The sequence below is a fragment of the Aquimarina sp. RZ0 genome (assembly GCF_008370685.1).
Taxonomy (GTDB): Bacteria; Bacteroidota; Bacteroidia; order Flavobacteriales; family Flavobacteriaceae; genus Aquimarina.
Genome location: NZ_VTZU01000024.1, coordinates 14,384 through 26,700 on the forward strand (window position 1 = coordinate 14,384; position 12,317 = coordinate 26,700).

A 12,317-nucleotide genomic window follows, 5' to 3' on the forward strand; every position below is an offset into this window, starting at 1 on the left:
CCCAAATGAGAATAAGAAAATCCTATTTACTATTATTAATTATTGGTGCAATTTTGTTATCTGCGTCTTGTGTAAAAGACTTGGATTTTGATCAAATAGAAGAGGTTGTTTTGACTCCGGTTTTTGAGCTTGATTTTATTTTTTCAGAATTTGATATGAATGATTTTGTTCCAGATGGTTTACCAACTGATACAGAATTTGATGTTCCTCGCGAGCAGCTGCGAGATACAGTAAATTATGATCTTGTGGGATCTGATTTTGCTGTTGATAATTTAGATAGAATAGAGCTCACTTTTGAAGTGCGCAATACAATACAACGTGAGTTTACCATACAGTTTCAGTTTTTAACAGATGCGGATCAACCTATAGGCGAACTTTATACTATTCCGATTCAGGCAGGCTTAGGAGAAGGAACAGCACCTGTAATTTCATTTTCTGTTCCCAACCCTATTGTATTAGACAATGCTACCCTTAATGAATTGTCACAGGCTCAAAAAATTGCTACAGAGGTTATAATCCCTACGCTGAATACGGATTTAAGAGGTGTATTGCATATAAGATCGAAAGCCAGTTACTTTGTAAATTACGAATTATGAGAATCCTATTATATACTTGTATTAGTTTATTGGGATATTCATTATGTGCCCAAAATAAAGAAACATTATACGACTTTACTGACGTACCACAATCATTACTGCTTAATCCTGGGGCAGAAGTGAATTTTAACTATCATACGGGAGTTCCTTTTTTATCACAGATTCACGTAAATGCGGGTCTTAAAGGAGGTTCTTTGTATGATGTCTTTGGTGATGACGGAAGAAATATAAATGATAAAATAGAGAATACGCTTAATACACTGACAAATAATGATTACCTAACTTTAACACAGCAATTAGAGCTTATCAATTTTGGATGGAGAAGCAAATTTAATAGAAATCTTTATTATTCTGGAGGATTATATCAGGAGCTTGATCTTATCGTATATTTTCCAAAAGATTTTGCAGTATTGGCATATCAAGGGAATCAGGATTTTATCAATCAACCATTTAGATTTTCTAGTGTAAGTGCTACTGCAGAAATGCTAACAGTGTTTCATTTTGGATACAATAAAAAAGTGAATAAAAAGCTGACTTTTGGAGCGAGAGCCAAATTGTATTCCAGTATTTTTAATTTCAGAACTACAAAAAATAGAGGAACCTTTACAACCATAGAAACACCGCAAGGAAATAATATCTATCGGCATGTACTAAGTAATATAAATGTAAGTGCGCAAACTGCCGGGTATGCCTCATTACGAGATATAGAATCAGAAGACATGAATGATGGTGCTAAACAAGTACTTAATAAATTTTTAGGGAGAGCTTTTCTGGGAGGTAATTTAGGACTGGGAATGGATGTTGGGTTTAGCTACAAATTAGAAGATCAATGGACTGTTACGGGAAGTATGACAGATTTGGGAATGATTTTTTATACAAAAGATGTGGAGAGCTATCAAGCAAGAGGAAGTTATGTTTTTGAAGGTTTTGAGACTCCAATTACTGAAGGTAATGGTCAGGATATACTGGATGAATTAGAAACCGCAATCCCCAGGGATACGATAAACTCTAGTTATGTGGCTTTGCGTCCATTAAAACTAAATGGATCCATTAAATATTCATTTAATAGATATGATGATGGTAGCTGTAATTGCTTTTTAGAAGGCGAAGATCCTCCATATCTGGATGCTTTTGGGTTACAACTTTTTACACAATTTAGACCTAGAAGACCTCAATATGCTGCTTCTCTATTTTATTATAAACGCCTTTCTAATCTCTTTAGAGCAAAATTAACATACACATTAGATGATTATTCTTATAAAAATGTAGGTTTTTTATTATCGACACATATTAACAAAATTAATTTCTATATTTCAGGAAATAATATTTTAGAATATTCTAATCTTGCAAAAGCTAGAGGGATATCGGTACAATTAGGATTTAATGTAATAATGTAATGAGTGTAGTTCGTATTTTGTTTTTATGTATAAGCGTTTTTTCTTCTATAAGTTTTTATGGAAAAAAAAATGTAAATGATTATAAATATGTTATAGTACCAGAAAGGTATGGTTTTTTAAAAAAGAATGATGAATATCAATTAAATTCTTTGTCAAAGTTTTTATTTAATAAATATGGGTTTCAAGCTTTTATCCAGGGAGAAGAATTACCAGAAGACCTCATTAATAATGGATGTTTGGGGTTAAGGGCAGAGGTTAAGAAAAATTCAGGGTTATTTGTTACAAAATTTATAGTAGAATTAAAAGATTGTAATGGAACTGTTGTTTTTTCTTCTTCTGAAGGTGCAAGTAGAGAGAAAGATTATAAAAAAGCATACCATGAGGCACTCAGAGATGCGTTTAAGGATGTGAAAGCTCTTAATTATAAATACACACCCAAAACCCAAAATATAAAAGAAGAGGATCATAATGATGTAACTACTAAAAAGGAAGTTTCTAAGCCCGTAGTTTCAATGCCAAAACATCCTGAGACTAATGCAACTCCTATCGCGCAAAAGGATGGGCTACCAAAAAAAGCAATAGAAGAAAAGACCGTTTCTTATATATTTAATGACAACGTTTTTATTTTTAAAAAGGAAGCGTATGGTTATGAATTGCTTCAAAACAATGGAGATACCCAGGTTTCTATAGGGAAACTATTTAAATCTAATAGTGGGAATAGTTATATAGTAAAAGCAGGAGATCTTAGTGGGAATGGTTATTTTGATAATTATCAGAATTTTGTCTTAGAACGAATCAATCCGGTTACAAATAAACTAATAACAGATATTTTTGCAAGACAATGACACCTTTTTTTTATTTAAAATCACCTGTTAAAATTTGCTTTTTTTCGTTTGTATTTTCAAAAATAAAAAGGAATGATTTTGGCGGCTAATTTTATTTTAAAATTGAATAAGTATTATCCTTTGCTTGAGTATTTTTGAAATAGAATTGGTTTTTAACGTAGGTTTTTAATATTGATATTTATCTCCCCAGCGTGTTTTGAGAAAATTCCTCAATGCATTCTCCCGCTGATTATTTCCAGGATCATATAATTTAGTATTCTTGATGGTTTCTGGAAGAAATTCCTGAGATACAAAGTTATTGCTATGATCATGAGCATATTTATAATCTTCTCCATATCCTAATTCTTTCATTAATTTGGTAGGGGCATTTCTAATATGTAGTGGAACAGATAAATCCCCGGTTTGCCGTACTAATTGTTGTGCTTTGTTAATAGCCATATAAGAAGCATTGCTTTTGGGAGAAGTAGCTAGATAAACAGCACATTGACTTAATACAATGCGTGCTTCGGGATATCCTATGGTAGTTACAGCCTGAAAAGTATTATTAGCCATAATTAGTGCGGTTGGATTAGCGTTACCAATATCTTCAGAGGCTAGTATAATCATTCTGCGAGCTAAGAATTTTAAATCTTCTCCGCCTTCTATCATCCTTGCCAGCCAATACACTGCAGCATTAGGGTCACTCCCTCTTACAGATTTAATAAAAGCCGAAATGATATCATAATGTTGTTCACCTGTTTTATCGTATCGTACGGTATTTTGCTGAACTAATTTTAGTACAAGATCATTAGTAATAATGATAGAATCCAGCTCTTGACTAGAAATAATTAATTCAAAAATGTTTAATAATTTTCTTGCATCCCCTCCACTTAGTCGAAGTAGAGCATCTGTTTCTTTTAGTTTTATATCTTTGGTTTGTAAGTACTCATCTTTTTGCATGGCTCTGTCTAGTAGCGCTTCAAGTTCTTTTTTGCCAAAAGGGTTTAATACATAAACCTGACAGCGTGATAGAAGTGCTGGGATTACTTCAAAACTCGGATTTTCTGTGGTTGCCCCAATCAATGTGATCCATCCTTTCTCTACTGCACCCAATAATGAATCTTGTTGTGATTTACTAAAACGATGAATCTCATCAATAAATAGGATAGGATTTTTGGTAGTAAATAATCCTCCGCTTTGTTTCGCTTTATCAATGACTTCTCGTACTTCTTTTACTCCACTATTAATAGCACTAAGCGTATAAAACGGTCTACTGGATTCATTGGCAATGATATTTGCCAAAGTAGTTTTTCCAACACCCGGAGGTCCCCAGAGTATTAATGAAGGAATAATTCCTTTTTTTATCTGTTGAGTAAGAGAGCCATCATCACCTATTAGGTGTTCCTGACTTAGGTATTCTTCTAAAGATTTTGGACGTATCCTTTCTGCAAGAGGTTTATTCATGTGTGCAAAGTTACTAAAACAGAAGAGAGTTAAGATTTGGTAACTAATAGTTTTATAAAATATGCGTTTTATTATTAGTATTTTAGTAAGAGTTATGTCAATTGTTTTTTGAATTTATTCTAAAAAAAATTATGATTTTTCTGTTTTAGTAGAGAAGAAAATTCAAGTATAGGTGGTTAAGGTTTATGTTTATTCTGAAACTAAAGTGAAAAAAGGATATTTTATTCCAGTATATTCAAGTGATAAGAGGTATTAGCTTATGATATACTGACAATTTAGCTGAATTACTTTTTTGGATGATTTTTTGATTACGATTTTATTATTATGAATGAAAAGGAAGATTTTAATTTTAGCACAGGTGTTATAGGATACCCAATCTTATTTGTACTAGCCATCTGGATAGTTTTTTGGTTTGAAATTCGATTTAATTTTGATTTTAATACCTGGGGAGTGTATCCCAGATCAATTATTGGACTCAGAGGAATTCTCTTTTCTCCTTTTATACATGGAGACCTATCACATTTGTGGCATAATACATTACCATTATTAATCCTATCTGCATCGCTTTTCTTTTTTTATCCAAAAAACGTTTGGAGAGTATTATTAGCTGGGGTCTTATGTACAGGAATACTTACCTGGCTATTAGGTAGAGAAGCAAATCATATTGGAGCCAGTGGAGTGATTTATATGCTTTTTGGTTTTTTGTTTTTTAAAGGAATTATAGCTAAACACTTTAGATTGATTGCTTTATCATTAATTGTGGTTTTTATTTATGGTAGTATGATATGGTATATTGCACCTATAGACCCCAAAATTTCCTGGGAAGGGCACTTATCTGGTTTGATTACAGGAATAGTTTTAGCTTTTGTAATTAAAAAAGGAATAGCAAAGCCAAAGAAATATCATTGGGAGTCTTCAGGGTATAATCCAGATGACGATGAGTTTTTACGGCATTTTGATGAACACGGTAATTTTATAGAAATATTGCCCGAAGATACAGTGGAGGAGGAGTCAGTTACTATAGTGTATGAGTATAAAAAAAGGGATGATGCATTAGATACAGAAAGAGATCAAGAAAATAATTAATGATCTTTTATTTATAGTCTTTGTCTAATAGTTTCATATAAGAATACACCACAGGCAACAGATACATTTAATGATGCAATTTCTCCATACATCGGTAATTTAGCTAAATGATCTGCCAATTTCAGTACAGAATTAGAAATGCCTTTTCCTTCGCTACCCATAACGATGGCTATTGGAGTGTTTAATTGTATATCATAAATAGAGGAGGAGGCTTTTTCTGTGGCGGCTACGATCTGTATGCCTGATGCCTGTAAGTAAAAAATAGCATCTTTGATATGATCAACTTTACAGATTGGAATTTTAAAAATAGCTCCTGTAGAAGTTTTTACAGTATCTGCACTGACTGGAGCCCCACCTTTTTTCTGAATAATGATTCCGTGGACACCCGTACACTCAGCTGTTCTGATGATAGCTCCAAAATTACGGACATCTGATAATTGATCTAGAATTAGAAATAAAGGAATTTCTCCAGATTCTATAACCTGAAGTACTAGGTCTTCTAAATTGTGGAATTCTATAGGAGAAGTAATGGCTACAACACCCTGATGGTTTTTGCGGGTTAGTCTATTTAGCTTTTCTACGGGTACTATAGAAAAACTGATACCTTCTTTTTTGGTGAGGCTTATCAGTTCTTTAGCTAATTCACCTTGCAGTCCTTTTTGTATAAAAAGTTTATCTATTGTTTTCCCGGAGTTGATCGCTTCTATTACAGCTCTGATACCAAAGATTTGAGATTCTTTTTCCATAAGTTGGTAAAGATATATATAAAAAGAAACATCCCGATACATTTTTGTATCGGGATGCAAGTAAATTCTTTTCGAATCTTTATGTATTATTTTTCAAACCACATTGGTTGTATCAAAGGGACACTGCCAGGAAAATTGACATTAGTAGTTTGTTCATTAAGAGGATAAGGATATCTTCGAAGGTTATCTGTTAAAACAGAGCCAGTTATTGGTTGATAATCAGGAACTCTATTTCTTCTTATAGTTGTCCAGGACTCTAAAGGTCTTAAAAAATCAGCTATATAATGTTCTTCATGTATTTTTCTCAAAGCATCAGCAGGAGTGTCACTATCGATAGAACCTCTAGAAGAAGATAAATAAGCAATTTTATCAGAATTAGATATTTCTCCAGGTAATCCATCATATGTCTCAAGAGATGCTACTATTCCATTTTGATAAAATGTATTAGCATTACCAGTAATCCACCCTTGTAAAGCAGCCTCAGCTAAATAGAAATTAATTTCTGCAGCTGTTATGTAACGATCGGGCATTTCTGAGCGAATAATGTTTGAAGATATTTGAGATGTAGATCCGTCATTTGTGAAAACACCTTGGTCAAGACCTACAAATGTCCCATCTGTTGTCGTATTAAAATACGTAGCCCTTCTCGGATCATTATTAGCATTCATAAGATTTACCAGAGGAGTACCAGCAGCATAAAAATTATTAAGACCTCCAGCGAATTGAACTATTAATGTAAAAATAGGATTTTGATTTCCAGCAGCATCAGTATAATCTAATTTGGCTTCCCATTGATTTTCTGTGATCAAAGGCTCATTTGCCACTTCTTGTATTTCTGCTTGTACAGAAGTAGGGTCGACATTGGCTATTAGCATTAATGTTTTTAATTTTAACGAATTAGCAAAACGAATCCAGTTTTCTCTATCTCCCCCATAAATTAGGTCTGGAGTGCCACTTATAATCCCTGCATCGGTAGAAAGGAGATCAACAGCTTCATCAAGCAACGTAGGAATGTTTCTAAGTATAAATTCTTGAGAATCAAAATTTGGGTTAGGAAATTCATCAATCTGCGTAGCCTCAGAAAATGGAGCCTGTCCATAGATCAGAGTCGAATTTAAGAAAATAAAGGCTTGCAGTATTTTGGCTTGACCAATTACATTTAGTCTATCAGGCTCATTTCTATTTACTAATTTGATCATTTGATCCAAATTATTCAATCCATTAGTATAAAGACTAGAATAGATATTATTAGTGGTGTTTATACTAATATTACCTCTTTCAGGGTTTAAGAAAACTCCAAAAGCTACAGAAAAAGACATTTGTTGAGAATGAGTAGCCATTTGGATCTCTTCTATTGTTCTGGAAGCTGTTAATCCAGCAAGTAATACCTGAGGTAGTAAAAGTGAAGGGTCAACATCTTCAGCTTTTAAAGGGTCTATATTAACAGTTCCTTCGATAGAGTCTTCACAACCAATTACTGTTGTTAAAATCAAAGCAACTAATATTAAAGCTTTGACTTTCTTTAGAAATATATTTTTCATTTTTTTCATTTTAAAAGTTTGCTTGAATGTTAAAACCAAAACTTCTAGTGGAAGGTACGCCACCTCTTTCTACACCTTGAAGATTACTTGCAGATCCTCCTAGTCCAGCTTCTGGATCAATATGAGGAATATCTGTGTTAAATATAGCAAGATTACGACCTTCAAGTGCTATTTGTAAGGACTTTATAGGTGTGCTCTTAAGGATTTTAGATGTAAACGTATAAGATAGACTTACTTCTCTCCATTTAATAAAAGTAGCATCAAAGACATTTCCTTCTGTAATATTGGCATTAGCAAATCCCTGCCAATATTGTTGAACACTTGCGACTGGAGTAGTGTTTGGTACAGCATTTCCGTTTGTGTCTAATTGGAAAGTATTTGGATCTACAAAAACTTCTCTATTTAGAGTTTCTTCTGCTAGCCCACTTCTTCGGAGTAATCCTGTTGTATTAGAGAACATTTTTCCTCCCTGTCTATAATCAAACGTGGTGGATAATCTCCAGCTTTTATATTTAAAAGTACTGGTTAAGCCCATTGTAAAATCAGGAAATATACTTCCTAAGCTTCCTGCTTGACCTACTTGACGTATTCCATTTGAGTCTACTAAAATTTGATCCTCAATTTCATTACCATCAGCATCAGTAGCCCTTCTAAAACGTGGTCCAAATAATTGTAAATCTTCGCCTCGTACAGCTCTAACAGCTGTTCCGCTAAACCCGTTTGCTAAATTAAACCCATCTCCAGGTAAATCTCCTAGGTCTTCTACTTTAAATTGATTAGTGGTAAAATTATAATCTACATCCCAGCTAAAAATATCACTTTTGATAATTTTTGTATTAATTTGTACTTCTATTCCCTTGTTGCTAATCTCTCCAATATTAGTTCTAAAAAAATTAAAACCGGTAGAATTTGGCTGAGGAACAGCTACTATTTGATCTTCAGTGATATTGTTATAATAAGTTGCATCAATTAGCACTCTATTATTAAATAACCCCAATTCTATACCTATCTCTGAAGTTAACTGGTTTTCTGGATTCAAATTTGGGTCTGTTAGTGTGGCATCAGAAACAAATGCTAAAGCGCCATTAAAAGGAAAAGAACCGGTTTGATTAAACTGCTGAAAGAAATTTGTGTCAGGATTAAACCCAAAATTGATAAAAAAGGACTGTGTGTCAACACCTACATTTGCCCAACTACCTCTCAGTTTTCCATAACTAAAAAAATCATTTTGTATATTCAAAGCATCTGAGAATACCCAACTTAAAGAAACGGAAGGATAAAAGAAACTATTGTTTTGAAGTGGTAATGTAGAAGACCAGTCATTACGTCCGGTTGCATTTAGAATTAGCCAATTTTTGTAGTCTAAAGTTAAATCTCCAAATGCCCCAAAAATACGTTGTCTTCGAAAATCTTTAAATAAATTATTTGCCTCAGCATTACCGGGATCAAATAATTCTGGAACAGTTAGATTCACACCTTGGTTTTGCAGTCTTTCAAGAACTCTTTCATTCCATTGAGTACCTCCTCTAAGTGTTAAATTAAAATTTTCTCCTAATGACTTATCATATGTAGCTATCAAATCGACAGTAAGTTCTCGCGTATTAATGATATCATCCGTGAAATTACCATTTAAAATACCGATCGTACTTATACTATTTTGTAATAGTCTGGTGTCTGTAAAAGTGTCATAACCTGCTCTTCCCAGAATATCAAAACTTTCTGTAGGTTTGTACTGTAAAGTAGCGTTACCAAAAAATCGTTGCACTGTTGTTTGAGAAGCATTTTGACGTGCAATAAATAATGGGTTATTTACTTGTCCACCTGGATCATTAATTTGATTGCCAGATTCATCTACATCCTGATCAAAAAGAGAGAAGTCAGTGATTCTCGATAAACCATTTATTATATTGGTTAGTACATTTGGATCATTAGCTCCAGCAGCAGCAGTACCTCTCGTATTAGTTCTTACGTAGTTTACGCTAAATCTTGAACTTAATTTGTCATTAAAAACTTTTCCTGCATTTAACCCAAGATTAGTTCTGTTTAAAGCCGAGTTAGGAACAATACCTTTCTGATCTGTATATGCAAGACTTAATCTATAATCATCACCATTAGCAGATGCACCAGAAACATTTACACTGTTTAGAGAAGTTGTACCCGCACTATAAAAATCTCGAACACCATTTTCAAAAATTCTAAAAGGAACCTGATCTCCCTGTAGGTTGGTGAATGTTTGTCCTGCTAAAGATGGATCATTGATTTCAGGTCCCCAACCTGCAAAGTTTTGAGCTCCATTAGTTGTATTAAAATCAAAAACTCCCTCATCACCACTTATAAATCGACTTTGAAAATCCGGTAATCTTAATGGATTGTCAAATCTTAGACTAGTATTGAATGAAATACTTGCAGATTGACCTTGTTTTCCTCTTTTTGTAGTGATAATGATAACACCTCCAGAAGCTCTTGAACCATATAAAGCTGCTGCAGATGCACCTTTAAGAATAGAAACAGATTCAATATCATCTGGATTAATGTCTTGAGCTCTATTACCAAAGTCAAAACCACCTTGAATTCTAGAACCTGTTGCAATGTTTTGATTAGAAATAGGAACGCCATCTATAACAAATAAAGGTTGTTGGTTACCTTGTAATGAAGAAATTCCTCGAATCAAGATTCTTGATGATCCACCAACATTACCACTTTGGTTCTGTATGACAACTCCTGATGTTTTTCCTTGTAATGCACTAAGTAAGTTAGTTTCTCTTACTTCATTAAGATCTTCTGACTTTATAGTGGCGACAGCATACCCTAGTGATCTTGCGGAACGCTCAATACCTAGAGCGGTAACCACGACTTCATCTAATTGTGCCGCATCAGGTGCGAGTTGAAGATTTATCACAGTATTGTCCCCAATTACAACATCTTTGGTTGCAAACCCCACATAACTAAAAGATAGAACAGCACCTCTGTTTGCATCAATGGAATAGTTCCCATCAAAGTCGGTCTGCGTACCATTAGCTGTGTTTTTTACAACAATATTCACTCCTGGAAGCGGTAGACCTTTATCATCGGTTACATTCCCAGAGATTGTTTTTTCTTGCGCAAAAGTAATTTGCACAATAAACGCTAAGAGTAGCGTTAAAATTCCACTAAACTTTGTTTTCATTTTACGATTTATTTGAATTAGCCAGTGCCAAAAATGATAATAATATCTTTATAAAACAACTTTTTGCTATTAAAATTTGAATTATTGCCTGGTAAATGTTAATAAAGTGTGAAATGTAGCTATAACGTTGTAGTACTTGGGTTTAAGGAGAATTAACGCATTTATTTCTCTGCTTTTTTTAGAGCGATTCCGGTAATAAGATAAGTGTTTGTAGAGAATATTTAATTCAAAGAAATAAAGGAGATATTTTTAATAGTTTGAAGGTATATTGTTGTAATATATATGTTTATAAATTTTTAGTTCTTAGTTTTTTGTCACTCTATTATTTTTTATTTTAAGAATCAAATCAATCATAAACAGAAAATTTATGAGTTAGGAGTGTTTGCATTTATAGTTGTTATTTTTGTGCATTCAAATAAACTTAGTTTTCTGTTTTTTATAATTGTCTGGAAAATTTTAAAAAATTAATTTTAACTCAAAATACTATATAAGTAATAATCAATGAGAATAAATTATGAGATTATACCCAAGTAATATGTTGTTAAGGCTTATCTATGTTGTAGCTATAATCAAAGATCTTTTTTAAATCATTTTCATTTTTGTAAGAAAGATTATTAGACTTAACATAGTCCTCTAAAGCAGAAATCGCTATATTTTTTTTAACCAAATTACTTATATATTTCTTTTTTAATTTAAAAGGAGTGAAAGTATTCCCCTGCCTCATAATATACGTTTCGATTTTTAGGATTTTATCTTTGCTGCGATTGAGCATAGGATTAGGTGAGCCTTCAACAATTTTTAGAGAGTATTTTTTTAAAATTGAAAAATCAGTAGTTTCATAGATTACCTGAAATATTTTTTCTTTCTTTTCTATTGGGTTGTAAAAAGATTTAAATTCCTTTCCATTTATAATGATTTTATCAATATTCTTAAAATCAAATATATAAATAGAATCTCCTTCTATTTGTGACATGAATTCTTCTTTGTCGATATTGAAATTGAAGTTGGAGAAGGTGTAGTTTTTCTTATCAATTTTTATGGTGGTTTTATTTTTCCAGCTATCAAATAAATACACAGAACCTTCTGCTGCAGGCACTGCAGATGATTTATTGAAAGAAGCAAAGCTTCCACTTAAAATTGCAGCCTGTTGTCTGAAATTATTAAATTGTATCGGTCGCCCAGCAGCATTGCTGTTAAAATCTGTCGATGTTAGGTTCTGGGCATTGATACAGCTGGTTATAAAAAATAATATTATGGTAATAAAGAGTGAATTTTTCATATTATAATAATTCATTAATTGTTTGTAAAACCATTTCTATCTTAAAACTATTCTATTGATTTCTCTGTTTTTTTGTAAATTATTAAAAATAAAGTGATTACGTATTGATTTCCTTTGCGCATAAAAGAATGATTAGGCTTTATTTATACTATTTTTAGATCAGAATTGAATTAAATACGTTCTAATATTAAGGTAATAAAAAAAATGCTGATTAATGC

9 protein-coding genes are annotated in these 12,317 nt (G+C 32.6%); 4 read left to right on the forward strand and 5 right to left on the reverse strand.

Translation table 11 applies throughout. The features are described from left to right. Positions 1-5 precede the first annotated feature (5 nt). Genes F0000_RS10690 through F0000_RS10700 form a run of 3 tightly spaced genes read left to right on the forward strand, consistent with a single transcriptional unit; the run spans position 6 to position 2,838 of the window. A complete protein-coding gene (locus F0000_RS10690) occupies positions 6-596 on the forward strand; it encodes a hypothetical protein (RefSeq protein ID WP_149624717.1) in 591 nt (196 codons plus the stop codon). Beyond that, positions 593-1,993 (forward strand): DUF5723 family protein, encoded by a 1,401-nt coding sequence (locus tag F0000_RS10695; protein ID WP_149624718.1) that lies wholly within the window; start codon positions 593-595, stop codon positions 1,991-1,993. Before F0000_RS10690 ends, F0000_RS10695 begins: the two co-directional genes overlap by 4 nt. Then, positions 1,993-2,838 carry a hypothetical protein gene (locus F0000_RS10700; RefSeq protein ID WP_149624719.1) on the forward strand — a complete coding sequence of 282 codons (846 nt, stop codon included), beginning with the start codon at positions 1,993-1,995 and terminating at the stop codon, positions 2,836-2,838. The genes F0000_RS10695 and F0000_RS10700 overlap by 1 nt, the downstream gene beginning before the upstream one ends. A 165-nt stretch (positions 2,839-3,003) precedes the next feature. Here F0000_RS10700 and F0000_RS10705 read toward each other — a convergent pair whose 3' ends face one another. Beyond that, complete coding sequence (locus F0000_RS10705; protein ID WP_149624720.1) at positions 3,004-4,281, reverse strand: replication-associated recombination protein A; 1,278 nt, start codon at positions 4,279-4,281, stop codon at positions 3,004-3,006. A 324-nt stretch (positions 4,282-4,605) separates the two neighbouring features. Here F0000_RS10705 and F0000_RS10710 point away from each other — a divergent pair, with 324 nt between their 5' ends. Continuing rightward, positions 4,606-5,367, forward strand: a complete 762-nt coding sequence (locus F0000_RS10710) for a rhomboid family intramembrane serine protease (RefSeq protein WP_149624721.1) — start codon at positions 4,606-4,608, stop codon at positions 5,365-5,367. An 11-nt stretch (positions 5,368-5,378) separates the two neighbouring features. Here the strand turns inward: F0000_RS10710 and rlmB are convergent, their stop codons facing one another. The 4 genes from rlmB to F0000_RS10730 all read right to left on the reverse strand — a co-directional run bounded on the left by rlmB (position 5,379) and on the right by F0000_RS10730 (position 12,099). Beyond that, positions 5,379-6,113: a 23S rRNA (guanosine(2251)-2'-O)-methyltransferase RlmB gene (rlmB, locus tag F0000_RS10715; protein WP_149624722.1), complete on the reverse strand. Its 735-nt coding sequence runs from the start codon at positions 6,111-6,113 to the stop codon at positions 5,379-5,381. Between the two features lie 86 nt (positions 6,114-6,199). Further along, a complete protein-coding gene (locus F0000_RS10720) occupies positions 6,200-7,654 on the reverse strand; it encodes a SusD/RagB family nutrient-binding outer membrane lipoprotein (protein WP_188112088.1) in 1,455 nt (484 codons plus the stop codon). A gap of 10 nt (positions 7,655-7,664) precedes the next feature. Next, positions 7,665-10,820: a SusC/RagA family TonB-linked outer membrane protein gene (locus F0000_RS10725; protein WP_149624724.1), complete on the reverse strand. Its 3,156-nt coding sequence runs from the start codon at positions 10,818-10,820 to the stop codon at positions 7,665-7,667. A gap of 541 nt (positions 10,821-11,361) precedes the next feature. Next, positions 11,362-12,099: a hypothetical protein gene (locus F0000_RS10730; RefSeq protein ID WP_149624725.1), complete on the reverse strand. Its 738-nt coding sequence runs from the start codon at positions 12,097-12,099 to the stop codon at positions 11,362-11,364. Between the last annotated feature and the right edge of the window lie 218 nt (positions 12,100-12,317).